The sequence below is a fragment of the Streptomyces sp. adm13(2018) genome (assembly GCF_008042145.1).
Taxonomy (GTDB): domain Bacteria; phylum Actinomycetota; class Actinomycetes; order Streptomycetales; family Streptomycetaceae; genus Streptomyces.
The window spans coordinates 2,008,006-2,034,792 of the sequence record NZ_RDBH01000129.1 but is presented as its reverse complement, the minus strand read 5'-3'; the positions used below and the strand labels follow the sequence as shown (position 1 = coordinate 2,034,792).

Below are 26,787 nucleotides of genomic sequence, written 5' to 3'. Positions count from 1 at the left end.
CGAAAGGCATCGCCATGCCCCTCGTCTCCTCCCGCACCCGCCTCGCCACCCTCGCGGCCCTGACCGCGCTCGGCGCCCTCGCCTCCATCGGCTCGGCGACGGCCGCCAACCCCCAGCTGAACGGCGGCTGGGCACCGTCCAACCGCTGCCCCGTCGACGCGGCGGCGATGCTCGCCTCCGACGGACTCGACACCTCGCCGCAGTGCGTCGTGTCGTACTCCCTCAGCGGCTCCATCAAGCTGGGCAAGACCACCGTGCCCACGGGGAGCACCAACCTGCAGATCGGCGTCGTCCAGAACGCGGACGGCACCAGCACCGTCGCGGCCCCGGCCGGCGGCGCGCTGATCGCCGCCCCGGCCAACGTCCCGGGCGGCCTCCTCGGGCTGATGTGTCCCAGTGACATCCCGTTCATCTCCGACATCTGCCGTCAGCTCACGGACGCCAAGCTCAACAAGATCACCGCCACCATGGAGTCGGTCGGCACGCCCTCGGACTTCGACCAGATCGCGGGCGTCCTCACCGACAAGCCGATCGTCTCCATCCCGGTCCGCATCCGCCTGGAGAACCCGTTCCTCGGAAGCAACTGCTACATCGGGACGAAGGCCAACCCGATCATCCTGCGCCCGAGCAACCTCACCTCGCCCGACTTCGGCGTCGAGCGCTTCAACGGCGACGGCTCCGCGAACGAGGAGGGCGACATGAGCCGCCTCAACATCCTCGGCTCCACCCAGAGCGACACCACCTTCGCCGTCCCCGGCGCCAGCGGCTGCGGCCTCGGCTGGTTCGGCCTCATCGACGCCGCCGTCAACCTCAAGACGGGGCTGCCCTCCGCCGCCGGCAAGAACAGCCTCACCCTCAACAACACCCAGACCCACCTGACGGGCCTCTTCGCCCCCGGTCTCGCCGCCCCCGACGCCGGCAAGACCCTCTCCCGCAACTGGCACTCGGCCGTGCGGTAACAGCCATCCATGGTCGATTCCCGGCCTACTAGGTAAGCGCGTACCCCTCAGGCACGCCAACTCTTGCGCAACGTGTGTACAGCACACAGCAGGTGACCTAGCTTCAGCAGATCACGTTGGTACGCACCTGACGACCAAGGCGGCGCCCACCACGCCAGGCTGGGCTCCGCACCGTCGCTCCCCCACCGGTCGCGTAGGAGAGCAAGGGATCGGTTCATGCCCGCAATCACCCAGTCGCCGGACATCGGTGAACCGCTCGAACCGCTCCCCAGGGAGTTCGCCGCCCTGATGAGGCCGGAGATACCCGGCCTCATCAAGGAGATCGGCATGGAGGTCCAGCGGACCTACCCCGTGTACGCCCACCTGTTCAACGGGCCGCACTCGGACGCCATCCGCCAGGGCGTGGAGCAGGCGCTCGCCGCCTTCGTGGAGCGGGTCGCCGACCCCGCCACCGACTCGGCCCTCCGCGACGAACTGCTCCGCAAGTTCGGCCGGGTCGAGGCCTACGAGGGCCGCGACCTCGACACGTTACTGGGCGCCTACCGCCTCGGCGCCCGCGTCGCCCTGCGCCGCGCCAAGATCATCGGCCGTACGTACAACCTCTCCCCCACCCTGATCCTCGCCTTCGCGGACGCCCTCTTCGCCTACGTCGACGAGCTGGAGGCCCTGTCGCGCGAGGGCTACGTCATGGTGCAGACCCGCGCGGTGTCCGATGTGGCCGCGCTGCGAAGACAGTTACTCCATCTCGTCGTCGCCGGGCCGCCGCTGCCGCGGGCGACGATCGCCGAGCTGTGCCGGGACGCCTCCTGGGAGCTCCCCGAGGAGTGCACGCTGGTCGCGCTGCGGCCGCCGCTCGCCGAACTCGTCCAGGCGGGGCTGGACCGGGACGTCCTCGCCGACCTCACCCTCCCCCAGCCGTACCTGCTCATCCCCGGCCCGCTCACCGCCGACCGCCTGGCGATGCTCGGCTCCGCCCTGGCGGGCACGTCGGCGGTCGTCGGCCTGACCGTGCCGCCGGCGCAGGCCGCCCACTCGATCCGCTGGGCGCGCCGGGTCCTCCAGCTCATCGACGAGGGCGTGGTCGCCGACGCGCCGCTGGTGCACTGCGAGGAGCACCTGACAACGTTGTGGCTGCTCACGGACACGGCCCTGGTGGACCAGCTGGCCCGGCGTGAACTCGCCCCGCTCGACGAGCTGTCCGGCACCCGGCGCGACCGGCTGATCGAGACCCTGCGGGTCCACGTCTCCACCCGGGCGCCGGCCGAGCAGGTCGGCGAACTCCTCGGCGTACACGCCCAGACGGTCCGCTACCGGCTGCGGAACCTGGACGGCCACTTCGGCGACCGGCTCCTCGACCCCGACCACCGCTTCGCCCTCGAAGCGGCGCTGCGCGCGCTCCATCTGGGCGGCCGGCGCAGGGACTGAACCGGGCCGCGGGCGTTCCCGCGGCCCGGGCCGGTCCGTGGGGTCCCTCAGGGGTTCCTGGGTGTGAGGCGGCAGCGGGCCGGGCCCGCCGCCTGGAGGGTGATGGCGGGCGCGACCGGCACCACGGTGTCGACGGCCTCCAGGTCGTAGCGCTGGAGGAGCATCGCCAGCGCGATCACCGACTCCAGCATCGAGAAGTGCTGGCCGATGCAGGCCCGCGGGCCCCCGCCGAAGGGGAACCAGGCGTAGCGCGGGCGGGCGGCCTCCGCCTCGGGCGTGAAGCGGTCGGGGTCGAAGCGCTCCGCGTCCTCCCAGTAGTCCGGGTGCCGGTGGGTGACCCAGGGGGCGACGATGACGTCCGCGCCGGCCGGGATCGCGACGCCGCCGACGACGGTGGCGGCGACGGCCCGGCGGCCGATGACCGGAGCGGCCGGGAAGAGCCGCATGGCCTCCTTCAGGACCCGGGTGACGTACGGCAGCGCGTCGAGGTCCCCGGCGCCGGGGGCCCGGCCGGCCAACACCCGGTCGACCTCCTCGTGGGCCCGCTTCCGCTCCTCCGGGTGGAGGGCCAGCAGGTGGAGGGCGAAGCCGAGCGAGGTGGCGGTGGTCTCGTGGCCGGCGAGCAGGAAGACGAGGACCTGCTCGCGCAGTTCGGTCGCGTCGAAGCTGCCGTCCTCGGCGCTCTCGGCCTCGACGAGGAGGGTCAGCAGGTCCTGGCCGTCGCCGGGGGCCCCGCCGGAGCTTCGGCGCTCGGCGATGATGCGGTCGCAGACCTCGTAGAGCGCGCGGTGGACGGCGGCGGCGCGGCGGTTGCCCGGGGTGGGCCAGTCGCGGGGGACGTTGACCGGGGAGTAGCCGCGGCGCAGCACGTAGGCGCCGACGTCGGGGAAGTTCTTCTCGACGATCTCGACGGCGGCGTCGACGTCGGTGCCGAAGAGGATGCGGGCGACGGCGCGCAGGGCCAGGCGGGCCATGTCCTGGAGGACGTCGACGGTGCCGGCGTCGGCCTGCCGCCACTCCTCTGCGAGGGTGGTGACCTCGGCGGCGATGGCGGCGGCGTAGCCGTCGACGCGGCGGCGGGTGAAGAGCGGCTGGACGAGCCGGCGCTGGCGGCGGTAGTCCTCGTCCTGGCTGGTGAGCAGTCCGTTGCCGAAGGACTCGCGGACCTCCTGGTAGAAGGCGTTGTCCTTGCGGAAGTTGGCCGACTCGCCGGCGAGGACCTGCTGCGCGCCCTCGGCGGAGAAGACGCCGTAGACGGTGGCGCGGAGCCCGGGCGGGCCGGCGGAGATCCGCACGACGTCGCCGTGGTCGCGGCGGGCGCGGAGGAAGGTGCCCAGGGAGTCGTTCTTGAGGTCGAGCATGGAGCCGAGCAGCGGGAGTCCGGTGAGTTCGGGTGCCGCGGTACCGGTGGTGGTGGCCATGAACGTTCCCCTCGATCGTCGCCTGACGGGTGATTGTGCCGCAGCGGGTGACTCACCGGTAGGGATGCTCGAACGGCGGGCCGAATCCGGCCGATCGGCTCGAACCGGGCGGCTGTCAGTGCCGTCTGGGAGGCTCGCCGCATGGAGCGACCCGAGATGACCCTGCAACTCACCATCGACTGCGCCGACCCGCAACGGCTGGTGCCCTTCTGGCTGGAGGCCCTGCGCTACGTGCCCGATCCGCCGCCGGAGGGCCATGCCACCTGGCGGGCGTACTGGGAGGCGATCGGCGTCCCCGAGGACGAACTGGGCGGGGAGGCGGGGGAACTCCCGGAGTCCATCGTGGACCCGGGCGGCACCGGCCCCCGGGTCTGGTTCCAGCGCGTCCCGGAGCCGAAGACCGTCAAGAACCGCGTGCACCTGGACCTGAAGGTCGGGGGCGGCCGCGGGGTCCCGCTCGCGGTGCGCAGGGAGCGGGTGGACGGCGAGGTGGCGCGGCTCACGGCGCTCGGCGCGACGATCCTCTACACGATGGACGAGCCGAACGGCATGGACTACTACGCGGTGGTCCTCCAGGATCCCGAGGGCAACGAGTTCTGCCTCGTGTGACGCATCACTGCGGGCGGGCGGGACGCGCGGCGGGCGCGGCACACCTGACGTGACCGACGCCACCGCGCCGCTCCCCGGTGCCGTGAACCGGCCTCCGAGCGGCCCAGGGACGGTCCCGGACCGCCGGAACGGGGCCTTCCGGTGCCGGGGCGTGGCGGAACGCACGCTCGAATGGTGCACGGGTCACCGCTTCCGGGGCCTAGCCTTGTATCCATGTCCGATCGCCGCAGAGAGACCCCGAGCCCCGAAGCCCTGAACGACGCCATCCGCACCCTGTGGGCGCGCGCCGGTGAACAGCGCCGCGCACTGACCGCCGACGAGCAGCGGATCTATCAGGTACTCGTGGCCGCGTGGGCCGAGGCGACACAGACGGAGCAGGGGCTCGCCGCCTGAAGGCCCCCTCGCGGGCCGGGGGGGGCGGTCCGAAGGTGACGGATCAGGCCTGCCACTCCTGGCGGTAGCCGGGGTGTCCGGCGTAGGGCAGGGCCAGGACGCGCAGGGTCCACTCCGGTGTCACCGGCGGGGCCGTGAACCGGGCGCCCGTGTCGTCGCGGACCCAGTGCCGGCCGTCCGCGTCCGCCTCGACCGGTCCCATCCAGCGCAGCCCGCACGCTCCCTCGAACACGTGCGCGCCGTCCCGGCCGCACGCGGGCGGGCAGGTGGCGGCCGAGGCCGCGAGCAGCTGCCGCTTCGCGAGGACCTCCGTCAGGACGCGCGCCCGGGCGACCCGCAGGTACGCGCGGCCGCCGCCGTCCCCGGACTCCTCCCGGACGATCTCCCACGGGTGGAGACCCTCCCCGGCGGCGCCGAGCCGCGCCGCGGCCGCGGTCTCCTCGTCGTAGCGAGCCGTGAGGAAGGCGATCAGTTCGTCCACGGGACCCTCCGGGTGGCGTGCGGATGGCCCCACTGTACGAGCGGCCGCCCGCCCACCGGGGGCGTTCCGCGGGCTACTTGGCGATGGCCCGGCTGATCACCATGCGCTGGATCTCGCTGGTGCCCTCGAAGATGGTGTAGATGGCCGCGTCGCGGTGCATGCGCTCCACCGGGTACTCGCGGGTGTAGCCGTTGCCGCCGAGGATCTGGATCGCCTGGGCCGTGACGCTCTTGGCGACCTCGCTCGCGTACAGCTTGGACATGGAGCCCTCGGCAGCCGTGAAGGGCCGGCCGGCGGTCGCCATCCAGGAGGCGCGCCAGACCAGGAGGCGGGCGGCGTCGATCTGGGTGGCCATGTCGGCGAGCTGGAAGGCGACGCCCTGGTTCTCGATGATCGGGCGGCCGAACTGGACGCGGGTCTTCGCGTAGTCGAGGGCGACCTCGTACGCGGCACGGGCCGTGCCGACGGCCATGGCGCCTACCGCGGGGCGGGAGGCCTCGAAGGTGGCCATGGCGGCGTTCTTCACCCGCTCGCCGCCGGTCTTCGCCCTCTCCCGGGCCCGGGCCAGCCGCTCGTCCAGCTTCTCCTTGCCGCCGAGGAGGCAGTGGCCGGGGACGCGGACGTCCTCCAGGACGACCTCGGCGGTGTGGGAGGCGCGGATGCCGTGCTTCTGGAACTTCTGCCCCTGGGAGAGGCCGGGGGTGTTCGGGGGCACGATGAAGGAGGCGTGGCCCTTGGAGCCGAGCTCCGGGTCGACGACCGCGACGACGACGTGGACGTTGGCGATGCCGCCGTTGGTGGCCCAGGTCTTGGTGCCGTTGAGCACCCACTCGTCGGTGGCCTGGTCGTACACCGCGCGGGTGCGCATGGAGGCGACGTCCGATCCGGCGTCGGGCTCGGACGAGCAGAACGCGGCGACCTTGACGTCGTTGGCGTCGCCGTACATCTGCGGGACCCAGGTGCCGATCTGCTCCTCGGTGCCGTTGGCGAGGACGCCGACGGCGGCGAGGCCGGTGCCGACGATGGAGAGGGCGATGCCGGCGTCTCCCCAGAAGAGCTCCTCCATGGCCATGGGGATGCCGAGACCGGTCGGGTCGAAGAACTGCTGGGCGTAGAAGTCGAGCGAGTAGATGCCGATCTTCGCCGCTTCCTGGATGATCGGCCAGGGAGTCTCCTCACGCTCGTCCCATTCGGCGGCCGCGGGGCGCATCACGTCGGCGGCGAAGCCGTGGAGCCAGTCGCGGACCTGCTTCTGGTCATCGTTGAGTTCGAGCGTGAACTCGCCCATATTCCCTCCCAGCTGTACGTTACTTGCGGTAACACCAGTCTGTTACCGGTCGGTATGGGCTGTCAACCTGCGGTGGAGCGGTTCGGCCGACCGGCACCGGACACCGGCCGGGTGTTACGTTGCGACAGCCTCACGAATCGCACGGGCGGGGAGACACGCACATGGACATCGCACACCGGACCACCGACCAGCAGACGCCCGCCGAGCAGCGGCGACGCGAACTGCTGGAGGCGGCGGACCGGGTGGTGCTCCGGGACGGCCCCAAGGCCTCCATGAACGCGATCGCGGCGGAGGCCGGCATCACCAAGCCGATCCTCTACCGCCACTTCGGCGACAAGGGCGGTCTCTACCGCGCGCTCGCCATCCGCCACACGGACGCCCTCCTCGCCGCCCTGCGGGCCGCGCTCGACGCGCCGTCCGACCGTCGCCGCCGCGTCGAGTCCACCCTCGACACCTACCTCGCCTCGATCGAGGCGATGCCCCAGGTGTACCGCTTCCTCATGCACCCCGCCGAGGACTCCCACCAGACCGAGCAGGGCTTCGACGTCGGCCGCCACTCCGCCCCGCTCCTGCGGCGCATGGGCGAGGAGCTCGGCCAGGTCATCGCCGAGCGCATCGACCTGGGCCCGGGCGCCGAGGTCCAGGCCCGGATCTGGGGGCACGGGATCGTCGGCATGATGCACGCGGCCGGGGACTGGTGGCTCGGCGAGCGCCCCTGCTCGCGCGCCGAACTCGTACGCAGTCTGGCCGACCTCCTCTGGGGCCGCCTCGCCCAGGCGTCCGACCGCCCCGGCGGCCCGGGGTTCTAGGGCCGGGGGCGCGACGCGCCGGGCCCCGCGGGCCGGGCGGGCTCCGGTCCTCAGGCCTCCAGCACCCCGGCGCCGCCGCCCCACGGCTGCTTGCGGACCGCGCGGACCAGACGTGACTTGCGCCACCCCGTGACGTGGTCCGCGTAGACCCCGCCGTCCAGGTGGTCGGCCTCGTGCTGGAGGCAGCGGGCGAAGAATCCCGTGCCCTCCACCCGTACCGGCGTCCCGTCCAGCCGCACCCCCTCGACCATCGCCCGGTCGTAACGGGGCGTCGGGGCTTCCAGGCCCGGCAGGGAGAGGCAGCCCTCGGGGCCCCGCACGACGTCGCCGTCCGCCTCGACCAGGCGCGGGTTCACGAGATGTCCCAGGTGACGGGTCTCCTCGTCGTCCGGGCAGTCGTACACGAAGACCCGCAGGCCCACGCCCACCTGGTTCGCCGCCAGACCGACGCCGTTCGCCGCGTACATCGTGGCGAACATGTCCTCGACGAGCCGGGCGAGTTCGGGCCCGAAGTCGGTGACGGGCGCGCAGGGCGTGTGCAGGACGGGGTCGCCGAGCAGAGTCATCGCTCGGACCAGGCCGGAACTGCCGGGGATGGGGCGGTTTCGCATGGCGGTAAGGGTACGGTCCGCCGTGACCTGGCTGTTTCGGGTGTCTCACCACGGTGCCGCTGTTCGGGCTGCTGGCCGGATCTCGATAGGCTGAGCCCGGACCGACGCAAGGAGGAACAAGAACGATGTCAGGACACCCCGGTAATCCAGAGCCGCTGTCGCCGCGCGCCAAGCTGGCCGTGACGGCGGGCAGGGCCGCGGCCGCGGTGTCGCGTGCGGCGGGGCGCGGCAGCGGATCGGTGATCGGCGGCAAGGTGGCGCTGAAGCTCGACCCCGACCTCCTCGGCCGGCTCGCCCAGCATCTGGACGTCGTCCTGGTGTCCGCGACGAACGGCAAGACCACCACGACCCGGCTGATCGCGGAGGCCCTGCGCGCCGCCGGCCCGGTCGTGTCGAACGCCCTCGGCGCCAACATGCCCGCGGGCATCACCTCGGCGCTGGCCGGCGGCTCGGAGTCGAAGTACGGCGTCATCGAGGTCGACGAGAAGTACCTGGCCGGCGTCGCCCGCGACACCACGCCCAAGGTGATCGCCCTGCTCAACCTCTCCCGCGACCAGCTCGACCGCGCCGCCGAGACCCGGATGCTCGCCGAGAAGTGGCGCGAGGGTCTCAACGGGACGAAGGCCGTCGTCGTCGCGAACGCCGACGACCCGCTCATCGTGTGGGCCGCCTCCTCCTCGCCGAACGTGGTGTGGGTCGCCGCGGGCCAGGAGTGGAAGGACGACGCCTGGTCGTGCCCCTCCTGCGGCGGTGTGATGCAGCGCCCGGGCGACGACTGGTTCTGCGGCGAGTGCGGCTTCCGCCGCCCCGCCCCGAGCTGGGCGCTCAGCGGCGACCACGTGCTCGACCCGCACGGCTCCGCCTGGCCGATCCGGCTCCAGCTGCCCGGCCGCGCCAACAAGGCGAACGCCGCGACCTCGGCCGCCGTCGCCGCCGTCTTCGGCGTGCCGCCGCAGGTCGCGCTGGAGCGCATGTACGCGGTGCAGGCCGTCGCCGGACGCTACGACGTGGTGTCCTTCCAGGGCCGCGAGCTGCGTCTGCTGCTCGCCAAGAACCCGGCCGGCTGGCTGGAGACGTTCTCCCTCATCGACGGGCCGCCGGCCCCGGTGATCCTCTCCGTCAACGCCCGCGGCGCCGACGGCACGGACACCTCCTGGCTGTGGGACGTGGACTACGGCCGCCTCGCCGGCCACCCGATCATGGTGATCGGCGACCGCCGTCTGGACCTCGCGGTCCGCCTGGAGGTCGCGGGTGTGGACTTCCGCGTCTGCGAGACGCTGGACGAGGCCGTCGCGATGGCCCCGCCCGGGCAGATCGAGCTGATCGCCAACTACACCGCCTTCCAGGACGTCCGCCGCCGCGTCGGCAACTGACCCGTAGAGGACTTGCAGCATGAGTGACAGCAGCCTGCGCCTGGTCTGGGTCTACCCGGACCTGCTCAGCACCTACGGCGACCAGGGCAACGTGCTCGTCGTCCAGCGCCGTGCCGAACAGCGCCGCCTCAGCGTCGAGCGCGTCGACGTCCGCAGCGACCAGCCGGTGCCGACCTCGGGCGACATCTACCTGATCGGCGGCGGCGAGGACCGCCCGCAGCGGCTCGCGGCCGACCGGCTGCTCCGGGACGGCGGCCTGTCCCGGGCCGCCTCGAACGGCGCGATCATCTTCTCGGTCTGCGCCGGATACCAGATCCTGGGGCACGAGTTCGTCAACGACGTCGGCGAGCGACAGCCGGGCCTGGGCCTGCTCGACGTCACCACGACCCGCGGCGAGGGCGCCCGCTGCGTCGGCGACGTCCTCGGGGACATCGACCCGCGCCTCAACCTGCCCCAGCTGACCGGGTTCGAGAACCACCAGGGCATCACCCATCTCGGCCCGACCGCCCGGCCGTTCGCGCGGACGGTGTTCGGCAAGGGCAACGGGACCGGCGACGGCACCGAGGGCGCGTACAACGACACCGTCTTCGGTACGTACATGCACGGCCCCGTCATGGCCCGCAACCCGCAGATCGCGGACCTGCTCCTGAAGCTGGCCCTCGACGTGAACGCGCTGCCCCCGACGGACGACCGCTGGTACGAGGCGCTGCGCGCCGAGCGCATCGCGGCCGCCACGCAGCCCGCGTAGCGGATCGCACGGCCCGCGCCGGACGGGCCGGGAAGGACAGTCGCGCACCGCGCCGGCGGCCTCTCGTACGAACGTACGTTGTCCACTGTGCGGACATCCGGTTCGGCCCCGCCACCCTGCACCGATAGGGTGGCGGGGATCCAGCCGGACGACGTGGTCCGGGAGTCGGCCCACGTTGCAAAGGTTTTCGGGCTATGCGCATTGGCGTGCTCACCTCCGGCGGAGACTGCCCCGGTCTGAACGCTGTCATCCGTTCCGTCGTGCACCGCGCCGTCGTCGACCACGGCGACGAGGTCATCGGTTTCCACGACGGGTGGAAGGGCCTGCTGGAGTGCGACTACCGCAAGCTCGACCTCGAGGCGGTCGGCGGCATCCTGGCCCGCGGCGGCACCATCCTCGGCTCCTCGCGGGTCCAGCCCGCGCACCTGGTCGACGGCGTCGAGCGCGCCCGCGGCCATGTGGCGGACCTCGGGCTCGACGCGATCATCCCGATCGGCGGCGAGGGCACGCTCAAGGCCGCGAACCTGCTCTCCGAGGCGGGCCTCCCGATCGTCGGCGTCCCCAAGACGATCGACAACGACATCGCCTCCACCGACGTGACCTTCGGCTTCGACACCGCCGTGACCGTCGCCACCGAGGCCCTCGACCGGCTCAAGACCACCGCCGAGTCGCACCAGCGCGTCCTGGTCGTCGAGGTCATGGGCCGTCACACCGGCTGGATAGCGCTGCACTCCGGCATGGCCGCCGGCGCACACGCCGTGGTCGTCCCCGAGCGCCCCTTCGACATCGACGAGCTGACCGCCCGGGTCGGCGAACGCTTCGAGGCCGGGAAGCGGTTCGCGATCGTGGTCGTCGCCGAGGGCGCGAAGCCGCGTGAGGGCTCGATGGACTTCAAGACCGCGGGCACGGACATCTACGGCCACGAGCGGTTCACCGGGATCGCCAACCAGCTCTCGGTGGAGCTGGAGGGGCGCCTCGGCAAGGAGGCCCGCCCCGTGATCCTGGGCCACGTCCAGCGCGGCGGCACCCCCACCGCGTACGACCGGGTCCTCGCGACCCGCTTCGGCTGGCACGCGGTCGAGGCCGCCCATCGCGGCGAGTTCGGCATGCTGACGGCCCTGCGCGGCACGGACATCACCATGGTTCCGCTGGCCCAGGCCGTGGAGAGCCTCAAGACGGTCCCCGCCGACCGCTACGCCGAGGCCGAGTGCGTGATCTGACGCATACGCGCGCGGACGCGCTCGTACGACACCGCCCCCGGTCGCAGTCGCGGCCGGGGGCGGTTCTAGTCTGGTGCGGACAACAAGCGCGAATCGGGCTCCAGGAGTGCACACGATGGATCACAGCGGGCACGGCATGACCACGGATCTGCCGCCGTTCACGCTGGGACGGGGGCTGGAGTTCTCTCCCGACCTGTTCTTCCTGATCGGCTGCCTCGCGGCGCTCGGCCTGTACGGCTGGGGCGTGGCGCGGCTGCGGGGCCGCGGGGACGCCTGGCCGGTGAGCCGGACGGTGTTCTTCACCGTCGGCGTGCTGACGATCGCGCTCGTCATGTGCACCGGGCTGAACGACTACGGCATGGTCATGTTCAGCGTGCACATGGTGCAGCACATGGTGATCTCCATGCTGTCGCCGATCCTGCTGCTGCTCGGCGCGCCGATCACGCTGGCGCTGCGGGCGCTGCCGGTGGCGGGCCGGGGCTCGCTCGGGCCGCGCGAGCTGCTCCTGAAGCTGCTGCACAGCCGGTACATGAAGGTGGTCACGCACCCGGGCTTCACGATCCCGATGTTCATCGCGAGCCTCTACGGGCTCTACTTCACCCCGCTCTTCGACTTCCTGATGGGGTCGAAGCCGGGCCACATCGGCATGATGGTCCACTTCCTGATGGTCGGCGTGGTGTTCTTCTGGCCGATCATGGGCGTCGACCCGGGCCCGCACCGGCCGGGCTATGTGATGCGGATGCTGGAGCTGTTCGCGGGCATGCCGTTCCACGCCTTCTTCGGCATCGCGCTGATGATGGCCTCGGAGCCGATGGTGAAGGCGTACGAGAACCCGCCGGCCTCGCTGGGGATCGACGCGCTCACCGACCAGAACGCGGCGGGCGGCATCGCCTGGGCGTTCAGCGAGATCCCGTCGGTGCTGGTGCTGATCGCTCTGGTCTACCAGTGGTACCACTCCGAGCAGCGGCAGGCGGTCCGCATGGACCGGGCCGCCGACCGGGACGGGGACAAGGAGCTGGAGGCGTACAACGCGTACCTCGCCTCGCTCCAGGCCCGGCGGTGAAGCCCGGCGTGCGGTGAGCCGCTTGCGGTGAGCGGTGAGCGGTGCGGGCCTCTTCCGGGCCCGGCGCGGGACCTCGTACGGGGTCCGGAGCCGGGCCCGGCGGCATGTCCGGCGCACGCCGGAGCGTCCGGGGAGTAGCGCGCGCCCCTCCCGCGGGGTGACCATGGGCGGGACGGCTTCCACGACCTCGGTCGGGAGGAGGGCGGACTCATGTCCGGTGGCACGAAGACGATGGCGGTGCTCACCTGCGCCGCGGTGGTGCTCACGACCGCGTACACGGTCGCGCTCGGCAGCAGCGGCTGGCTCTGGTTCGGCTCGGTGGTGCTCATCGTGGCGACGATCGGTCTGGCCGCGTCGGACAGCGCGGCCGTGGCGGGTCCGCGCCGCCGCCCGCCGGCCGGTCCCGGGCCGGCGAGCCCCTGAGCCCGGCGGGCCGGGGCCCCGCGCGGTCAGCCGCGCGGTGCGAGGACCACCCAGACCTGACCCGGGGCGAAGGCCAGCGGCGCGCCGTCCGGGGTCGTGAACGTGGTGCCCGACGCCGCCGTCGCCCGGGACCAGCGGGCCTCGTACGCGCGCCCGTCCCGCAGGACGACGGCGGTGCCCTTCCCGACGGTCTCGGTGTACGGGGAGACCGCGCCGGTGACGTCGTGGAAGCGGGAGGGGCGGACGGTGACGTGCTGCACGACCACGGTGGCCGGTGCGAGGGGTCCCGTGGCGGTGTCGCGGGCCGGGCGGCCGTCCATCGCCACGCGCCAGGTCCGGTCGGAGGCGGACCAGGTGAACGTGTAGCGGGCGGCCGGGTAGCGGACGGTCTCGGCCGGGGCCGCGGTGCCGCCGGCCGGGGCGGGGCCGAAGCGGAAGCCGATGTCCCGGGCCTCCTGGGGCGCGGCCACGGTGGCGAGGGCCGGCCCGGGGCGCAGGTAGAGGTTGTGCGGGGCGGCCCGGTCCGCGGAGCGCCGGAAGGCGCCGGGGCTGGTGGCCTCGGTGACGGGGTCCAGGGGCGCGGCCCGCAGGAGCGGGGCGAGGGCGGACTGGGCGCCCGAATAGCCGAGGACCGGGCGGCCGAAGGCGGCGAGCAGCTCCACGTCGGACTCGCGGGCGCTGCGGACGGGGCCGACGCGCTCGGGGAGGCGGGCGGAGTACACGGCGAGGAGCCGGGTCGCACCGCCCTCGACCTGCTCGACGTAGACGATGTCGGCGGCGCCGAGTCCGGTGTGGGGGCGGGCCGCGGCCACGTTGTCGATCTTGACGGCGAGGACGGGTCCGGTCCGGGCCGGGAGCCCGGTGAACGGGGAGAGCCCGGAGGCGGCGGGAGGTGTCGTCGCGGGCGGCGGCACGGTCGTGGGCGGCGGCGCCGTGGTGGCGGGCACGGGCGTCGGCGTGGGGACCGGCTCCGGCCGCCCCGCGTCGGAGCAGCCGTACAGCCCGGCCGCCGCCACCGCGCACACCAGCGCGGTGAGGACGCGGCCGGGGCGTCCGATTCCGCGCTCCCCGGTCATGATGGCGCTCCCCCATCAGTGGACCACGGGCATGCGCGCGCGTACAACGGGCATGAGGGACGAGGAACGGGGGTCGCGGAGTGTTCTACCACCTGATGAAGTACGTTCTGCTGGGACCGCTGCTGAGGCTGCTCTTCCGGCCGCGCATCGAGGGTCTCGAACACGTCCCGGAGGAGGGCGCCGCGATCGTCGCGGGGAACCACCTGTCCTTCTCCGACCACTTCCTGATGCCGGCGGTCCTCGACCGGCGGATCACGTTCCTGGCGAAGCAGGAGTACTTCACCGGGCCGGGCATCAAGGGCCGGCTGACCGCCGCGTTCTTCCGGGCGGCCGGTCAGATCCCGGTCGACCGCTCGGGCAAGGAGGCCGGCAAGGCGGCGATCCGGGAGGGCCTCGGGGTGCTGGACCGGGACGAGCTGCTCGGCATCTACCCGGAGGGGACGCGCTCGCACGACGGCCGGCTCTACAAGGGGAAGGTGGGCGTGGCGGTGATGGCGCTGACGGCCGGGGTTCCCGTGGTGCCCTGCGCGATGGTGGGGACCTTCGAGATCCAGCCGCCGGGGAAGGTCGTGCCGCGGATCCGCCGGGTCACCATCCGGTTCGGGGAGCCCCTGGACTTCTCCCGCTTCGCCGGTTCGGCGGGCGAGCGGACCGTGGTCCGGGCGGTGACGGACGAGATCATGTACGAGATCCTCCGACTGTCCGGACAGGAGTACGTGGACGCCTACGCGGCCGACGTGAAGGCGGCGGAGCCGCCGACGGACGACTGAGCCGCCGCCGGTGGTTCCCGGGCGGCGGACGCTGTGAGCGGATCCGCGCTCGGCGCAAACCCCTGGGCCGCCGTGGGCGGCGGCCGTAGCGTCACGATCATGACCAAGGGAACCGTGTTCGTGCTGGGTGGGTCGGGACAGGTGGGGCGAGCGGCCGTACGGGCGCTGGCCGCGGACGGCTGGGAGGTGACGGCCGCCTCGCGGGGCGGCGGCAGGGACGCGCGGTGGCCGGACGAGGTCCGGTCGGTGGCGCTCGACCGCACCGAGGAGGGGGCGCTCGCCGCCGGTCTGGGCGACGGCTGCGACGTGCTGGTGGACGTCGTGGCGTACGACGCCGGGCACGGCCGGCAGCTGACGGGGCTCGCGGACCGGATCGGTTCGGCGGTGGTGGTGTCCAGCGGCGCCGTCTACGAGGACGAGCGGGGGCGGAGCTTCGACACCCAGGACCGGCCGGACGGCTTCCCCGACTATCCGCTGCCGATCCCGGAGGACTGGCGGACGGTGGCGCCCGGCGACAGCACCTACGGCACGCGGAAGGTGGCGCTGGAGCGGGAGGTGCTGGCGGCGGGCGACGTCCTGCCGACGACGGTGCTGCGGGCGGGCGCGATCCACGGGCCGTACTCCCCCGGTCCGCGCGAACTGTGGTTCGTGAAGCGGGTGCTCGACGGGCGGACGGTGCGCCCGCTCGCGTACGGCGGGACTTCCCGGTTCCACCCGGTGCACGTGGACAACCTCGCGGAGCTCGTCCGGCTGGCGGCGGCGCGTCCGGGCAGCCGGGTGCTCAACGCCGGGGACCCGGAGGCGCCCACCGTGGCGGAGATCGGGGCGGCGGTCGACGCGGTCATGGGCGTCGCGAGCGAGACGGTGCTGATCGAGGGCGCGCCGCCGGCGGACGTCGTGGGGGCCACGCCGTGGACGGCGCCCCGGTCCGTGGTCTACGGCATGGCGGCGGCGGAGCGGGAGCTGGGGTACCGGCCGGTGGTGTCGTACGCGGACTCGCTGCCGGAGACGGTCGCGTGGCTGACCGAGCGGGTCGCGGGGCGGGACTGGCGGGAGGCCTTCCCCGGGCTCGCGAAGTACGGGCTGGACCTCTTCGACTACGCGGCGGAGGACGCCTGGCTGGCCTCGCGGGGGTGAACCGGGCGGGGGGAGGGACGGCCGTCCCTCCCCCCGCCGGGCCGTCAGCCGGTCACGGCGTCGGGGTGGCGTGCGGGGCGCAGGTCTGGTCCCTGGCGTCCAGCTTGCCGGTCAGCAGGTAGGCCTCGACCTTGGTGTTGAGGCACGGGTTGACCAGACCGGTGATGCCGTGCGAGCCGGCGTCCCGCTCGGTGATCAGGCGCGAGCCCTTGAACCGCTTGTGCAGCTCGACGGCGCCGGCGTACGGGGTGGCCGCGTCGCGCTCGGACTGGGCGATGAGCACCGGCGGCAGGCCCTTGCCGGTCTTCACCTCGGTCGGGCGCTGGCGCGGGGCGGACCAGGTGGCGCACGGCAGGTTCATCCATGCGTTGGCCCAGGTCATGAAGGGGTACTTCCGGTGGAGCCGGCTGTTGTCCCGGTCCCAGGTCTTCCAGCTGGTCGGCCAGGGGGCGTCGGCGCACTCGACCGCGGTGTAGACGGCGTTGCCGTTCTCCGAGGCGGCGTTGCCGGCGGTGTCGGTGGGGTCCGAGGCCGCGTTGTCGATGAGCGGCTGCGGGTCGCCCGCGGCGTACGCGCTCCACGCCTCGGCGACCGGGGCCCACATGGAGTCGTAGTAGGGCGCGTTCTGGAAGAAGCCGATGAGCTCGGCCGGTCCGACCTTGCCGCCGAGGGGCGCCTTCTTGGCGGCGGCCCGCAGGGTCACCCACTGCTGCTGGACCTCGGCGAGGGTGTCGCCGAGGTGGTAGGTGGCGTCGTGCTGGGCGACCCAGGTCATCCAGTCCTTGAGCCGGCCCTCGAAGGCGATGTCCTGGTCGAGGTTGACCTCGTACCAGATCTTGCGCGTCGAGGGGTTCACGACGCTGTCGAGGACCATCCGGCGGACGTGGGAGGGGAAGAGGGTGCCGTAGACCGCGCCGAGGTAGGTGCCGTAGGAGACGCCGACGAAGTTGAGCTTCCTCTCGCCGAGGGCGGCGCGGATGACGTCGAGGTCGCGGGCGGTGTTGGGCGTGGTCATGAAGGGCAGCATGTCGCCGCTCTTCTCGGCGCAGCCCCGGGCGTACTCGGCGGCGAGCTTGCGCTGCGCGCGCTTGTCGGCCTCGCCGTCGGGGACCGGGTCGGGCTTGGGGCCCTTGACGAACTCGGCGGGGTCGACGCAGGAGATGGGGGCCGACTTGCCGACGCCGCGCGGGTCGAAGCCGACGAAGTCGTAGGCCTTGGCGGCGCCCGCCCAGATGGCGTTCTTGGTGGTGACCCGGCGCGGGAAGCGCAGGCCGGAGCCGCCGGGGCCGCCGGGGTTGTAGAGGAGCGCGCCCTGGCGCTCGGAGGGGGTGCCGGTGGCGTTGATCCGGTCGACCGCGATCTTGATCTTCTTGCCGTGGGGCTTGGCGTAGTCGACGGGGACGGTGACCCAGCCGCACTGGATCGGCTTCTCCAGGCCCCAGTCCGCCGGACAGTCCTGCCAGTCGATGCCCGCCTGGGCGGCGCGCGCCGCGGCGACGGCGACACCGATCGACTCGGCGTCGCGCAGGTGGCGGTTGCTGTCGGCGTTCGCCGCCGGGGCCGCGAGCGCGCCCGCGACGAGCGTGCCCGCTATCAGGGTGCCGGCCGAGCCGAGCATTGCCGTACGTCTCAACGTGTACTCCCCCAGGAGGAGCGCCGGCCCCCGTGGCGGCGCTGTGTGTTGGCTGTCCGGGGGATCCTTTCGTCCGGGAGCCTCCCGATGAAAGGGCGAACACGTGTTTCTTTGCCGAACCAATAACCGGTGAACGGTGTACCGCTCAGCGGTGACACCGCACCGCAACCCCGCAGAGCATCTGAAAGCTCTCAGAACGGGGCGAGTTCGGACAGGGCGTCGTCAAGAAGTCGCCGCAGCGCCAGGGCGTCCGGGGCGACGGCGGTGGCCAGGGCCGCGGGCCCGGCGAGCGGGGTGACGGCGGCGTGCTCGCCGATCAGCCGCGGGTGGACCGGCTTCACCTCGAAGGCCGGGTCGACGACGAGGAGTTGACCGGTGGCCCGGTGGCCGCCGAGGACGGCGCCACCGTCCCAGCCGCCCGGCGCGCCCGGCCCGAAGGCCACCTCCTGGTCGAGGAGCGGCCGTCCGGCGCGGCGGACGGTGAGGCGCGTGACGAGGGTGCCGGGCGGCTCCCCGTGGCGGCCGAGGACCTGCTCCTCCCGGAGCACCAGCCGGGCCGTGGCGGCGAGTTCGACGACGGTCCGCATCCGCAGGTCGGAGCCGCGGACCGAGACCACCTGCTCGGGCAGCCAGCGCAGCACCCCGTCCTCGCCGACGCCGATCCGGACGTCGTACGCGGCCGGCTCGGCGCTCCGGCCCGGCAGGGCGAGGGTGGCGGCGGCCGAGTCGACCAGCAGCCGCGCCCCGGCCCGTACCTCGGTCTCGACCGCGAGCCGGTCGCCGCCGAGCGGGGCGCTCATCGCCCCGACGACGGTGACCCGGGTGTACGGGCCGGCGGCCCTGGTCCGGCGCAGTGCGAGCGGCCCGTCGCTGACGAGCAGAGGCAGGCCGCCGTCGGCGTCGGCGGTGATCCGGGCGGTGGCGCGCAGGCTCACGCGGTCCATGCCCCGAGCTGCGCCCTGACCCAGTCGGCGACCGGGGCGATGCCGCCCTCGGCGCGCAGCGAGGTGAAGGCCACGGGCAGGTCGCCGCGCTGCTCCTTGGCGTCGCGGGCCATCCGCTCCAGGTCGGAGCCCACATAGGGGGCGAGGTCGGTCTTGTTGACGACGAGGAGGTCGGCGGTGGTGACGCCGGGGCCGCCCTTGCGCGGGATGTCGTCGCCGCCGGCCACGTCGATGACGAAGATCTGGGCGTCGACGAGCCCCTTGGAGAAGGTGGCGGTGAGGTTGTCGCCGCCGGACTCGACGAGGATGAGGTCGAGCGGTCCCACGGCGTCCTCCAGCTCCTCGACGGCTTCGAGGTTGGCGGAGATGTCGTCTCGGATGGCGGTGTGGGGACAGGCGCCGGTCTCCACGGCCTGGATCCGCTCGGGCGGCAGGACGGCGTTGCGGAGCAGGAACTCGGCGTCCTCGCGGGTGTAGATGTCGTTGGTGACGACGGCGAGGGAGAGGGTGTCGCGCAGGAGCCGGCAGAGGGCGGCGACGGTGGCGGTCTTGCCCGAGCCGACCGGTCCGCCGAGGCCGATGCGCAGGGCGCGGCGGGTGCCGTCGGGGCGGTGGGCGTCGGCGGAGACGGCGCCGTGGTGGGTGTGGCCGTGATCGAGGTGCATGGGAGGGCTCCAGGGGTCAGGAGGCGAAGAGGCGGACGGGCCAGGAGGCGTGCTGCTCCGCGGTGATGTCGAGGAGGGGCGCGGACGCCGCGGGCAGGGCGTCGATCCCCTGCCGGGCGGCGCGCGCCGCCTCCTCGGCGACCAGGTCCATGGCGGGGGCGAGGCGGGCGAGGACGGCGGTGGCCTGGAAGGGGTCCAGGCCGAGCAGGCGGACCACCGCGGTGGCGGGGCCGCCGACCGTCTCGTACGCGACGCAGTGGGCGGCGTCCTCGGGGCCGAGCCCGGCGGCGCGGGCGGCGGCGCCGAGGACGACCGGCTGGTGGGCGCCGCGCGGGAACGCGGCGGCGAGCGCGTCGAGTTCGGCGCAGGGCCAGGCGGCGCGGGCGGCCCGCATCAGCTGGCGGCCGAGTCGGCGGGCGGCGGCGCGCAGGGCGGGCGAGGGGGTACGGGCGTCGGCGGCCGCGTCGAGTGCGGCCGGGTCGAGTCCGTGGGCCGACGCGGCGGCGAGGGCGGCGGAGGTGAGGCCGGTGGTGTGCAGCCGGCCGCGGCAGAAGGCCTCCAGGTCGGCGGCGTCCTGGATGCGGCCGGCCCTGACGGCGGCCTCGGCACCGCCGGAGTGCGCGTGCCCGCCGGCGGGGAACCGCCCGTCGGCGAGCACGAGGAGTGCGGCGCGGTGGCTCATCAGAAGAGGAAGTAACGCTGGGCCATGGGCAGTTCGGCAGCGGGTGCGGGTTCGACCGCGTCGCCGTCGATCGTGACCGTGAAGGTGTCGGCGTCGACCTCGACCCGGGGCAGCGCGTCGTTCTCCCTCATGTCCGCCTTGGAGACCCGGCGGGTGCTGCCGATCGGAGTGAACTCCTTGTGCAGAGCGAGTCGTTGGGCGATGTCGTCCTCGATCGCCGCCTGGGCGACGAAGTTGACCGAGCCGGCCGCGGCGGCCTTCCCGAGCGCGCCGAACATCGGCCGGGGCAGGACGGGCTGGGGGGTGGGGATGGAGGCGTTGGCGTCCCCCATCTGCGCGTAGGCGATCTGTCCGCCCTTGAGGACGGTGAGCGGCTTCACCCCGAAGAAGGCGGGTTCCCAGAGGACCAGGTCGGCGAGCTTCCCGGGTTCGACGGAGCCGATGAGGTGGTCCATGCCCTGGGCGACGGCCGGGTTGATCGTGTACTTGGCGACGTAGCGGCGGGCGCGGTGGTTGTCGGCGCGGCCGTCCCCGGGCAGGGCTCCGCGCCGCCTCTTCATGACGTGGGCGGTCTGCCAGGTGCGCAGGACCACCTCGCCGATGCGGCCCATGGCCTGGGAGTCGGAGGAGATGATCGAGATGGCGCCGAGGTCGTGGAGGACGTCCTCGGCGGCGATGGTGGAGGGCCGGATCCGGGACTCCGCGAAGGCGAGGTCCTCGGGTACGGCCGGGTTGAGGTGGTGGCAGACCATCAGCATGTCGAGGTGTTCCTCGATGGTGTTGACGGTGTGCGGCCGGGTCGGGTTGGTGGAGCTGGGCAGGATGTACGGCTCCGAGACCACGGTGATGATGTCGGGCGCGTGCCCGCCGCCGGCGCCCTCCGTGTGGTACGCGTGGACGGTCCGTCCGGCGATGGCGGCGAGGGTGTCACCGACGAAGCCGGCCTCGTTGAGGGTGTCGGTGTGGATGGCGAGCTGGGCGCCGGTCTCCTCGCACACCCCGAGGCAGGCGTCGATCACGGCGGGCGTCGCGCCCCAGTCCTCGTGGATCTTGAACCCCAGCGCCCCGCCGCGCAGTTGGGAGTACATGGCCTCCCGGGACATGGTGTTGCCCTTGCCGAGCAGACCGATGTTGACCGGGAAGGTGTCGAGCGCCTCGAACATGCGGGCCGTGTGCCAGGGGCCGGGGGTGACCGTGGTCGCCTTGGTCCCCTCGGCCGGTCCCGTGCCGCCGCCGACGAGGGTGGTGACCCCGGTGGCGAGGGCCTGCTCGACGACGGTCGGCGAGATGAAGTGGACGTGGGCGTCGACGGCTCCGGCGGTGACGATCCGGCCGTTGCCGACGATGATCTCGGTCTCGGGGCCGATCACGAGGTCGGGGTGGACGCCGTCCATGGTGTCGGGGTTGCCGGCCTTGCCGAGGGCGGTGATCCGGCCGTCGCGGATGCCGATGTCGGCCTTGACGATCCCCCAGTGGTCGATGACCACGGCCCCGGTGATCACCGTGTCGGGGGCGCCCTCGGCCCGGGTGGTGCGGGCCTGGCCCATCGACTCGCGGATGACCTTGCCGCCGCCGAAGACGGCCTCGTCGCCGGCGCGGCCGGGGCCGCCGCAGCGGTCCTCCTCGATCTCGACGAGCAGGTCGGTGTCGGCGAGCCGGATGCGGTCGCCGGTGGTGGGGCCGAACAGGTCGGCGTGGACGGCGCGGTGCAGGTCAGGCACGGTCGGCTCCTTCGGTCTCGGACGGCTCGAAAGGCTGCCCGGCGGGCTCGGCCGCCCCGTCGCCCGGGGTCGTCACGCCGGGGGTCCGGGTCGCTTCGACGGGGGTCCGGTCGAGCGGGCCCGCGGTCGTGCCGCGCAGGCCGGGCACGATCCGGCGGCCGGCGAGCGGGACGAGTTCGACCTCGACCGGGATGCCCGGTTCGAAGCGGACGGCGGTGCCGGCGGCGATGTGCAGCCGCAGGCCGTGCGCGGCCGCGCGGTCGAATTCCAGGCCGGGGTTGACCTCGGCGAAGTGGTAGTGGGAGCCGACCTGGACGGGCCGGTCGGCGGCGTTGAGCACGGTCAGTCGCGTGACGGGGCGCCCCTCGTTGAGGGTGACGGGTCCCTCCGCGTACAGGATCTCTCCGGGGATCATCTGGCGCGGCCCGTTCAGACGATGGGGTCGTGGAGGGTGACGAGCTTGGTGCCGTCGGGGAAGGTGGCCTCGACCTGGACGTCGTGGATCATCTCGGGGATGCCCTCCATGACGTCGTCGCGGGTGAGCACCGTGCGTCCCGAGGCCATGAGTTCGGCGACGGTGCGTCCGTCCCGGGCGCCTTCGAGGACGTGGGAGGTGAGCAGGGCGACGGCCTCGGGGTGGTTGAGGCGCACACCCCGGGCCAGGCGCTTGGTGGCCACGTCGGCGGCCACATGGATGAGCAGGCGTTCCTGTTCGTGCGGGCTCAGTTGCACTCTTCCACCTCACAGTCGTCGACCGGGACACCCGGCAGCTGCGGACCCTACCGACCGTCAACACCTTGTTGAGCTGCGGAGATGTGGCTCGCGGCCAGACATTGCACGTTAGGGCGGAAGTTTTTCCGGCTCGTTAACTGCGGCTTTGCTCTTTCATGATCGTCCTACATCGGCGGACGGGGACACCGGCCCGGAGAGCCCCGTCCTCCGGAGCCCCGACGGAGACGTCGTCGGGGCGGGCCGCCGCCGTGTATACGGAGCGGCGGGCGGGGGCCCGCGGCCCCTCGGCCTCCGGTCCGCGCCGACGGGGCGGTCAGGAGCGGCCGGGTTCGCGGTGGTGGGCGGCGATGCCGAAGCGGTGCTGTTCGCCGGTAGCGGAGTCCAGCGAGTGCAGGCCGGAGACGGAGCTGATCACCTGCTCGTCGGCCGGCTTCTCGGACGCTTCGAGTTCTTCCAGGTCAGCGGCGGAGACCAGGGCGACGAGCGGCTTCCCGTGGCGGGTGACGACGACCCGCTCGCCGCCGTACACGACTCGGTTGATCAGGTCGGCGAGCTCGGCCCTCGCTTGCGTCACCGGGATCTCGTAAGTCATGCTCCCCATCTTACGGCCTGTACGTCCTGTACATTTTTTACAGATGGAGGTACCCGTCATGGATGCTCGCCACGTCCTGCCCGCGTTCACCGAGCGCACCAGCTACGGAACACGGACCCTCGACCCCTACTCGAAGCTCCTCGAATCCCGGATCGTCTTCCTCGGGACGCCGATCGACGAGACGTCGGCCAACGACGTCATCGCCCAACTCCTCTACCTGGACCACGCGGGGCCCGACCAGGACGTCTCGCTCTACATCAACTCCCCCGGCGGCTCGGTCAGCTCCATGACCGCGATCTACGACACGCTGCTCTCGCTCCACTGCGACGTCGAGACCACCTGCCTGGGCCAGGCCGTCTCCACCGCCGCCGTGCTGCTCGCCGCCGGCACCCCGGGCAAGCGCATGATGCTGCCGGGCGCCCGGGTCACGCTCCGTCAGCCCGCGATGGACGAGCCGCTCCAGGGCCAGCCGAGCGACCTCGACATCCACGCCCGCGAACTGCTCCGGCTCCGCACGCTGATGACGGGGATGCTCGCCGAGCACACGGGCCGGGAGCGGGACCGCGTCGAGGCCGACCTCGACCGGCTCACGGTGCTGGACGCACCGGCGGCGGTCGCGTACGGCCTGGTGGACCACGTGATCACGAACCGCCACGCCGCCTCCGACGGCACGAACCGGTGACCCGGCCGTGGTCCCCGAGTTGCCGCCGCTGCCCGCACTGACCCGCGCCGAGGGCGAACTCGTCGACGCCTACCTGGAGGTCGTCGACCTGCTCGGGAAGATCAATCCGTCCAGGGGCACCCACACCTACGGCGCACTGCGCGCGGCACAGGCCCTGGTGGGGCGGGCGGAGGCGCTGCTGCGGGCCGTGACACTGATGCACACGCGGGGCGAGAGCGAGGTGCACGCGGAGACATTGGCGCGCGCCCTCCGGGTGTTGGACGGCGAGCGCAGGACCGGCCGGGTCACCGTCCGGGAGACCCCCGCGAGTTGACACGACGGCGTGTCGTGTCCAGGTCCGGACGGCCGACGCGGGCCGCAGATTCGCTCCCTCGTTCGGCGTAGTCGACGAGTCGACATATGTGCCGGGTGACTTGCACAGCAGGTGTACACATTCGGCGGAATGGGTTGTTCCACCCCTGGTACGAGGCTCGTCGACCCCGCCCCCGAAGATCACAAAGGCTCCCTGTCCACCCGAATGGATCAGTCGTGAGGAGCCTCACATATCGCCGTTTCAGCTCGGATTTCGGCCCTGTTGTGGGTCAAGATCCCTGTCGACGACAAGCCCCCGCCACCGCGGCGGGGCGGTCCGGGCGGACGCCGAGTCCTGCCGCTGTCCCGGACGTCTGGTCGACAGGAGTGGTTCGGCAGGAGTGGAGGACCCGATTTTTACGGGGCGTACGCGCTGTTCCGGCAGCGGGATCGTCCCTTGGGGTGAAGCCGCGTCAGCGGCCGGGCATCTTCGCCAGCCCGAACCCGACAGGTCATCCTTCGCAGGCGGCTGACGAAGGGTTGCGCATGACTGCGCAGATGCACGTCCCGTCCCTGCTGTCCCGGGCCGGAGCCGTCTCGGCTCTCACCCTCGCCGCCGTCGGCGGCACGCTGTTCGCACCCGGTGCGGCGGTCGAGGCCCAGGCAGCCACCACGCACGCGAACAAGGCACTGAGCGTCGCCGCGTCCAAGAAGGGAGCTCCGTACGGGTACGGAAGCAGCGGGCCCTCCCGGTTCGACTGCTCCGGTCTGACGCTCTACGCGTACAAGAAGGCGGGCAAGTCGCTGCCTCGCACCGCGCAGCAGCAGTACAACAAGACCCGGCACATCTCCGCCTCCACCAGGCAGAAGGGGGACCTGGTCTTCTTCCACTCCGGCGGAAGGGTGTACCACGTCGGCATCTACGCCGGCAGCGGCAAGATCTGGCACTCGCCCAAGTCGGGTTCGTGGGTGAAGCTCGACAAGATCTGGTCGTCGAAGGTCTACTACGGCCGCGTCCGCTGATCAGGCGGCGGTAGCGGTTCGTCCCGGGGGGGGTGCGGTGGCGCCGCCGTACCCCTGACCGACGGAGACGGACGGAACACGCCCCGGGGAAGTCCGGCAGTTCGATCCCTGCGGCCCTAGCAGCTGGCCAGTGGGGCCGCGGTCCAGGGAAGCGTGATCCAGACCGTCTTGCCCCCGTCGTCCGTCGGCGTGACCGACAGTCGGCCGCCGGCCTCCGCGGCCAGGACGCGGATGATGACCATGCCCCGGCCGTTGTCCTGCTGGACCGCCGCCGGGAGACGGCGCGGACGGCGCGGGTGGCTGTCCGTGACGCCGATGTACAGCTGCTCTTCGCGCTCCAGGCGTACGTCGACCGTGAAGGTCGGCGACTGGCCCAGGGTGTGCAGTACGGCGTTGGTCGCCAGCTCGGAGACGATCACCCGGACGGCGTCCGCGATCTCCCCGGCATCGTCCAGGCCCCAGTCCGCGAGGACCCCGGCGACGAACCGCCGGGCCGTGGGGACCGAGGCGGGATCGCTCGGCAGTGTGACGGATGCTTCCTGGTGATCTGCCATGGCGACGCTGTCCCTTTCCCACCGGGGCCAACGCCCCGGATTGCGCTTCGCGTCAGAGTGCCACCGATCGCGCCGCGCCGTGCGGCGTTCCACCAAGATATGTCCCCATCTGTCGCCCGAAGCGGTGAACTCTGCTGCCCGGGAACGCCCTTGGGTGCTACCCGGCGCGCGGCGCGGTCCGCAGGACCGTCGCCACCGCCGCGTCGATCTGCGCGTCCGTCAGATCGGCGCGGGCCGTGAGCCGCAGCCGGGAGATGCCGTCGGGCACCGACGGGGGCCGGAAGCAGCCGACCGCGAGGCCCTGCTCCCGGCAGTCCGCGGCCCAGCCGAGGGCGGCCTCCGGGGAGGGCGCCCGCACCGACACCACGGCCGCGTCGGGCCGGGCCGCCGTGAGGCCGGCATCGGTGAGCAGCCGGTGCAGGGTGGTCGCGACGGTGCGGGCCCGCTCGGCGAGGCCGGGCTCGGCCCGGATCAGCCGCAGGCTCGCGAGCGCGCCGGCCGCCGCGGCGGGGGCGAGGCCGGTGTCGAAGATGAAGGTGCGGGCCGCGTTCACCAGGTGCTCGATCACCCGGGCCGGGCCGAGGACGGCGCCGCCCTGGCTGCCGAGGGACTTGGAGAGGGTCAGGGTCGCGACGACGTCCTCGTCGCCCGCGAGTCCCACCTCGTGGAGAGCGCCCCGGCCGCCTTCGCCCAGGACGCCGAAGCCGTGGGCGTCGTCCACCACGAGCCCGGCGCCGTGCGCCCGGCAGGCCGCGGCGAGTTCCGCCAGCGGGGCCTTGTCGCCGTCGACGGAGAAGACGGAGTCGCTGACGACCAGGGCCCGCCGCCCGGGATGCGCGCCGAGTGTCTTGCGTACGGCCTCGGGGTCGGTGTGCGGCACGACGGACGTCTCGGCGCGGGCCAGCCGGCAGCCGTCGACGATCGAGGCGTGGTTGGCGGCGTCGGAGACGATCAGGGAGTCCCGGCCGCCGAGCGCGGTGAGCGCGGCGAGGTTGGCGGTGTAGCCGGAGGAGAAGACGAGGGCCGCCTCGAAGCCGCAGAACGCGGCGAGTTCCTGTTCGAGCCGGGTGTGCAGCCGGGTGGTGCCGGTGACCAGCCGGGAGCCGGTGGAGCCCGCGCCCCAGTGCAGGACCGCCTCGGCGGCCGCCCCGGTCACCTCCGGACGGCGGGTGAGGCCCAGGTAGTCGTTGCCCGCGAGGTCGAGCAGGTCCGACTCGGCGGCCCGCGGCCGCAGGGTGCGGACGAGGCCCGCGTCGGCCCGGCGGCGCGCCTCGGCGTCGGTCCAGTCGAACGCGGTGCGGCGGGGGCCCGCGGCCCGTGCGTCCTCGGCCTGTGGCATGCGGCGATCCTTTTGTAGGCAGCGCACAGACCCTAACCGCAGGGTGCCGAGGTCGTGATGTGGTCATCCACACACCTCTCTCGGGGGCGTTTGTTCAGATCCTCCTTGGCCCGGGGGTGGGCG

The 26,787-nt window shown here is 72.9% G+C and carries 29 protein-coding genes, 1 pseudogene and 1 riboswitch; of the genes and pseudogenes, 15 read left to right on the top strand and 15 right to left on the bottom strand.

Annotated features, from left to right (window positions below; genetic code table 11):
• The first annotated feature begins 14 nt into the window (after positions 1-14).
• The gene (locus tag EAO70_RS26150) at positions 15-959 is read left to right on the top strand and encodes a hypothetical protein (RefSeq protein ID WP_148005176.1); all 945 of its coding nucleotides are present in this window, start codon (positions 15-17) and stop codon (positions 957-959) included.
• Positions 960-1,175: 216 nt separating this feature from the next.
• Positions 1,176-2,384, top strand: coding sequence for a helix-turn-helix domain-containing protein (locus EAO70_RS26145; protein WP_148005175.1), 1,209 nt, complete (start codon positions 1,176-1,178; stop codon positions 2,382-2,384).
• A 47-nt stretch (positions 2,385-2,431) separates the two neighbouring features.
• Here the strand turns inward: EAO70_RS26145 and EAO70_RS26140 are convergent, their stop codons facing one another.
• Positions 2,432-3,805: a cytochrome P450 gene (locus EAO70_RS26140; RefSeq protein WP_148005174.1), complete on the bottom strand. Its 1,374-nt coding sequence runs from the start codon at positions 3,803-3,805 to the stop codon at positions 2,432-2,434.
• 141 nt (positions 3,806-3,946) lie between these two features.
• Here EAO70_RS26140 and EAO70_RS26135 point away from each other — a divergent pair, with 141 nt between their 5' ends.
• On the top strand, positions 3,947-4,414 hold the full coding sequence (locus tag EAO70_RS26135) for a VOC family protein (RefSeq protein WP_148005173.1): 468 nt from the start codon (positions 3,947-3,949) through the stop codon (positions 4,412-4,414).
• 213 nt (positions 4,415-4,627) lie between these two features.
• Entirely contained in the window at positions 4,628-4,807 is a 180-nt protein-coding gene (locus EAO70_RS26130) for a hypothetical protein (protein ID WP_148005172.1), read from the top strand.
• 43 nt (positions 4,808-4,850) lie between these two features.
• On the opposite strand, the gene EAO70_RS26125 is transcribed toward EAO70_RS26130, so the two are convergent.
• Both EAO70_RS26125 and EAO70_RS26120 read right to left on the bottom strand, forming a co-directional pair.
• Positions 4,851-5,288, bottom strand: a complete 438-nt coding sequence (locus EAO70_RS26125) for a DUF6221 family protein (RefSeq protein ID WP_148005171.1) — start codon at positions 5,286-5,288, stop codon at positions 4,851-4,853.
• Positions 5,289-5,361: 73 nt separating this feature from the next.
• Positions 5,362-6,576 (bottom strand): acyl-CoA dehydrogenase family protein, encoded by a 1,215-nt coding sequence (locus EAO70_RS26120; protein ID WP_148005170.1) that lies wholly within the window; start codon positions 6,574-6,576, stop codon positions 5,362-5,364.
• A 161-nt stretch (positions 6,577-6,737) separates the two neighbouring features.
• Here EAO70_RS26120 and EAO70_RS26115 point away from each other — a divergent pair, with 161 nt between their 5' ends.
• Positions 6,738-7,385 carry a TetR family transcriptional regulator gene (locus tag EAO70_RS26115; RefSeq protein ID WP_148005169.1) on the top strand — a complete coding sequence of 216 codons (648 nt, stop codon included), beginning with the start codon at positions 6,738-6,740 and terminating at the stop codon, positions 7,383-7,385.
• 50 nt (positions 7,386-7,435) lie between these two features.
• Here the strand turns inward: EAO70_RS26115 and def are convergent, their stop codons facing one another.
• Positions 7,436-7,996: a peptide deformylase gene (def, locus tag EAO70_RS26110; RefSeq protein ID WP_148005168.1), complete on the bottom strand. Its 561-nt coding sequence runs from the start codon at positions 7,994-7,996 to the stop codon at positions 7,436-7,438.
• 125 nt (positions 7,997-8,121) lie between these two features.
• Here def and EAO70_RS26105 point away from each other — a divergent pair, with 125 nt between their 5' ends.
• From EAO70_RS26105 to EAO70_RS26085, 5 genes are all read left to right on the top strand, one after another.
• Complete coding sequence (locus EAO70_RS26105; protein ID WP_148005167.1) at positions 8,122-9,369, top strand: Mur ligase family protein; 1,248 nt, start codon at positions 8,122-8,124, stop codon at positions 9,367-9,369.
• Between the two features lie 19 nt (positions 9,370-9,388).
• The gene (locus tag EAO70_RS26100; protein WP_148005166.1) at positions 9,389-10,117 is read left to right on the top strand and encodes a type 1 glutamine amidotransferase; all 729 of its coding nucleotides are present in this window, start codon (positions 9,389-9,391) and stop codon (positions 10,115-10,117) included.
• Between the two features lie 194 nt (positions 10,118-10,311).
• On the top strand, positions 10,312-11,337 hold the full coding sequence (locus EAO70_RS26095) for a 6-phosphofructokinase (protein ID WP_148005165.1): 1,026 nt from the start codon (positions 10,312-10,314) through the stop codon (positions 11,335-11,337).
• 115 nt (positions 11,338-11,452) lie between these two features.
• The gene (locus EAO70_RS26090; protein WP_148005164.1) at positions 11,453-12,400 is read left to right on the top strand and encodes a cytochrome c oxidase assembly protein; all 948 of its coding nucleotides are present in this window, start codon (positions 11,453-11,455) and stop codon (positions 12,398-12,400) included.
• A gap of 210 nt (positions 12,401-12,610) precedes the next feature.
• On the top strand, positions 12,611-12,823 hold the full coding sequence (locus EAO70_RS26085) for a hypothetical protein (RefSeq protein WP_148005163.1): 213 nt from the start codon (positions 12,611-12,613) through the stop codon (positions 12,821-12,823).
• 26 nt (positions 12,824-12,849) lie between these two features.
• Here EAO70_RS26085 and EAO70_RS26080 read toward each other — a convergent pair whose 3' ends face one another.
• A complete protein-coding gene (locus tag EAO70_RS26080) occupies positions 12,850-13,899 on the bottom strand; it encodes a DUF3048 domain-containing protein (RefSeq protein WP_148005162.1) in 1,050 nt (349 codons plus the stop codon).
• 80 nt (positions 13,900-13,979) lie between these two features.
• Between EAO70_RS26080 and EAO70_RS26075 the strand changes: the two genes are divergently transcribed.
• Positions 13,980-14,669, top strand: coding sequence for a lysophospholipid acyltransferase family protein (locus EAO70_RS26075; RefSeq protein WP_148005161.1), 690 nt, complete (start codon positions 13,980-13,982; stop codon positions 14,667-14,669).
• 99 nt (positions 14,670-14,768) lie between these two features.
• On the top strand, positions 14,769-15,806 hold the full coding sequence (locus EAO70_RS26070; protein ID WP_187284021.1) for an NAD-dependent epimerase/dehydratase family protein: 1,038 nt from the start codon (positions 14,769-14,771) through the stop codon (positions 15,804-15,806).
• A gap of 52 nt (positions 15,807-15,858) precedes the next feature.
• Here the strand turns inward: EAO70_RS26070 and EAO70_RS26065 are convergent, their stop codons facing one another.
• From EAO70_RS26065 to EAO70_RS26030, 8 genes and pseudogenes are all read right to left on the bottom strand, one after another.
• Positions 15,859-17,424 carry an alpha/beta hydrolase gene (locus EAO70_RS26065; protein ID WP_148005368.1) on the bottom strand — a complete coding sequence of 522 codons (1,566 nt, stop codon included), beginning with the start codon at positions 17,422-17,424 and terminating at the stop codon, positions 15,859-15,861.
• A 206-nt stretch (positions 17,425-17,630) separates the two neighbouring features.
• A complete protein-coding gene (locus EAO70_RS26060) occupies positions 17,631-18,374 on the bottom strand; it encodes an urease accessory protein UreD (protein WP_148005367.1) in 744 nt (247 codons plus the stop codon).
• Positions 18,371-19,048 carry an urease accessory protein UreG gene (gene ureG, locus EAO70_RS26055; RefSeq protein WP_148005160.1) on the bottom strand — a complete coding sequence of 226 codons (678 nt, stop codon included), beginning with the start codon at positions 19,046-19,048 and terminating at the stop codon, positions 18,371-18,373. The genes EAO70_RS26060 and ureG overlap by 4 nt, the downstream gene beginning before the upstream one ends.
• A 16-nt stretch (positions 19,049-19,064) precedes the next feature.
• Positions 19,065-19,730 (bottom strand): urease accessory protein UreF, encoded by a 666-nt coding sequence (locus EAO70_RS26050; RefSeq protein WP_148005159.1) that lies wholly within the window; start codon positions 19,728-19,730, stop codon positions 19,065-19,067.
• Complete coding sequence (locus tag EAO70_RS26045) at positions 19,730-21,451, bottom strand: urease subunit alpha (protein WP_148005158.1); 1,722 nt, start codon at positions 21,449-21,451, stop codon at positions 19,730-19,732. The genes EAO70_RS26050 and EAO70_RS26045 overlap by 1 nt, the downstream gene beginning before the upstream one ends.
• Before the next feature lie 109 nt (positions 21,452-21,560).
• Positions 21,561-21,866: pseudogene (locus tag EAO70_RS26040) on the bottom strand (urease subunit beta); the annotation flags it as partial.
• A gap of 14 nt (positions 21,867-21,880) precedes the next feature.
• Positions 21,881-22,183, bottom strand: a complete 303-nt coding sequence (locus EAO70_RS26035; protein ID WP_148005156.1) for an urease subunit gamma — start codon at positions 22,181-22,183, stop codon at positions 21,881-21,883.
• 313 nt (positions 22,184-22,496) lie between these two features.
• On the bottom strand, positions 22,497-22,775 hold the full coding sequence (locus tag EAO70_RS26030) for a type II toxin-antitoxin system Phd/YefM family antitoxin (protein WP_148005155.1): 279 nt from the start codon (positions 22,773-22,775) through the stop codon (positions 22,497-22,499).
• A gap of 58 nt (positions 22,776-22,833) precedes the next feature.
• Between EAO70_RS26030 and EAO70_RS26025 the strand changes: the two genes are divergently transcribed.
• From EAO70_RS26025 to EAO70_RS26015, 3 genes are all read left to right on the top strand, one after another.
• Entirely contained in the window at positions 22,834-23,457 is a 624-nt protein-coding gene (locus EAO70_RS26025) for a ClpP family protease (RefSeq protein WP_261993032.1), read from the top strand.
• Between the two features lie 7 nt (positions 23,458-23,464).
• On the top strand, positions 23,465-23,770 hold the full coding sequence (locus tag EAO70_RS26020; RefSeq protein WP_148005153.1) for a hypothetical protein: 306 nt from the start codon (positions 23,465-23,467) through the stop codon (positions 23,768-23,770).
• Between the two features lie 314 nt (positions 23,771-24,084).
• A riboswitch (cyclic di-AMP (ydaO/yuaA leader) is annotated at positions 24,085-24,291 on the top strand.
• Positions 24,292-24,294: 3 nt separating this feature from the next.
• Entirely contained in the window at positions 24,295-24,771 is a 477-nt protein-coding gene (locus EAO70_RS26015; RefSeq protein ID WP_148005152.1) for a C40 family peptidase, read from the top strand.
• A gap of 116 nt (positions 24,772-24,887) precedes the next feature.
• On the opposite strand, the gene EAO70_RS26010 is transcribed toward EAO70_RS26015, so the two are convergent.
• Complete coding sequence (locus EAO70_RS26010; RefSeq protein WP_148005151.1) at positions 24,888-25,325, bottom strand: ATP-binding protein; 438 nt, start codon at positions 25,323-25,325, stop codon at positions 24,888-24,890.
• Between the two features lie 157 nt (positions 25,326-25,482).
• Positions 25,483-26,664, bottom strand: coding sequence for an 8-amino-7-oxononanoate synthase (locus EAO70_RS26005; protein ID WP_148005150.1), 1,182 nt, complete (start codon positions 26,662-26,664; stop codon positions 25,483-25,485).
• Positions 26,665-26,787 lie beyond the last annotated feature (123 nt).

What these genes read in the sequence shown, in the direction of transcription:
- EAO70_RS26130 (WP_148005172.1), top strand. Translation starts at nt 4,628, where the DNA reads ATGTCCGATCGCCGCAGAGAGACCCCGAGCCCCGAAGCCCTGAACGAC.
- EAO70_RS26030 (WP_148005155.1), bottom strand. Translation starts at nt 22,775, where the DNA reads ATGACTTACGAGATCCCGGTGACGCAAGCGAGGGCCGAGCTCGCCGAC.
- EAO70_RS26085 (WP_148005163.1), top strand. Translation starts at nt 12,611, where the DNA reads ATGTCCGGTGGCACGAAGACGATGGCGGTGCTCACCTGCGCCGCGGTG.
- EAO70_RS26005 (WP_148005150.1), bottom strand. Translation starts at nt 26,664, where the DNA reads ATGCCACAGGCCGAGGACGCACGGGCCGCGGGCCCCCGCCGCACCGCG.
- EAO70_RS26080 (WP_148005162.1), bottom strand. Translation starts at nt 13,899, where the DNA reads ATGACCGGGGAGCGCGGAATCGGACGCCCCGGCCGCGTCCTCACCGCG.
- EAO70_RS26115 (WP_148005169.1), top strand. Translation starts at nt 6,738, where the DNA reads ATGGACATCGCACACCGGACCACCGACCAGCAGACGCCCGCCGAGCAG.
- EAO70_RS26090 (WP_148005164.1), top strand. Translation starts at nt 11,453, where the DNA reads ATGGATCACAGCGGGCACGGCATGACCACGGATCTGCCGCCGTTCACG.
- EAO70_RS26135 (WP_148005173.1), top strand. Translation starts at nt 3,947, where the DNA reads ATGGAGCGACCCGAGATGACCCTGCAACTCACCATCGACTGCGCCGAC.
- EAO70_RS26120 (WP_148005170.1), bottom strand. Translation starts at nt 6,576, where the DNA reads ATGGGCGAGTTCACGCTCGAACTCAACGATGACCAGAAGCAGGTCCGC.
- ureG (WP_148005160.1), bottom strand. Translation starts at nt 19,048, where the DNA reads ATGCACCTCGATCACGGCCACACCCACCACGGCGCCGTCTCCGCCGAC.
- EAO70_RS26065 (WP_148005368.1), bottom strand. Translation starts at nt 17,424, where the DNA reads ATGCTCGGCTCGGCCGGCACCCTGATAGCGGGCACGCTCGTCGCGGGC.
- EAO70_RS26015 (WP_148005152.1), top strand. Translation starts at nt 24,295, where the DNA reads ATGACTGCGCAGATGCACGTCCCGTCCCTGCTGTCCCGGGCCGGAGCC.
- EAO70_RS26150 (WP_148005176.1), top strand. Translation starts at nt 15, where the DNA reads ATGCCCCTCGTCTCCTCCCGCACCCGCCTCGCCACCCTCGCGGCCCTG.
- EAO70_RS26105 (WP_148005167.1), top strand. Translation starts at nt 8,122, where the DNA reads ATGTCAGGACACCCCGGTAATCCAGAGCCGCTGTCGCCGCGCGCCAAG.
- EAO70_RS26095 (WP_148005165.1), top strand. Translation starts at nt 10,312, where the DNA reads ATGCGCATTGGCGTGCTCACCTCCGGCGGAGACTGCCCCGGTCTGAAC.
- EAO70_RS26145 (WP_148005175.1), top strand. Translation starts at nt 1,176, where the DNA reads ATGCCCGCAATCACCCAGTCGCCGGACATCGGTGAACCGCTCGAACCG.
- EAO70_RS26140 (WP_148005174.1), bottom strand. Translation starts at nt 3,805, where the DNA reads ATGGCCACCACCACCGGTACCGCGGCACCCGAACTCACCGGACTCCCG.
- EAO70_RS26100 (WP_148005166.1), top strand. Translation starts at nt 9,389, where the DNA reads ATGAGTGACAGCAGCCTGCGCCTGGTCTGGGTCTACCCGGACCTGCTC.
- EAO70_RS26025 (WP_261993032.1), top strand. Translation starts at nt 22,834, where the DNA reads ATGGATGCTCGCCACGTCCTGCCCGCGTTCACCGAGCGCACCAGCTAC.
- EAO70_RS26070 (WP_187284021.1), top strand. Translation starts at nt 14,769, where the DNA reads ATGACCAAGGGAACCGTGTTCGTGCTGGGTGGGTCGGGACAGGTGGGG.
- def (WP_148005168.1), bottom strand. Translation starts at nt 7,996, where the DNA reads ATGCGAAACCGCCCCATCCCCGGCAGTTCCGGCCTGGTCCGAGCGATG.
- EAO70_RS26050 (WP_148005159.1), bottom strand. Translation starts at nt 19,730, where the DNA reads ATGAGCCACCGCGCCGCACTCCTCGTGCTCGCCGACGGGCGGTTCCCC.
- EAO70_RS26010 (WP_148005151.1), bottom strand. Translation starts at nt 25,325, where the DNA reads ATGGCAGATCACCAGGAAGCATCCGTCACACTGCCGAGCGATCCCGCC.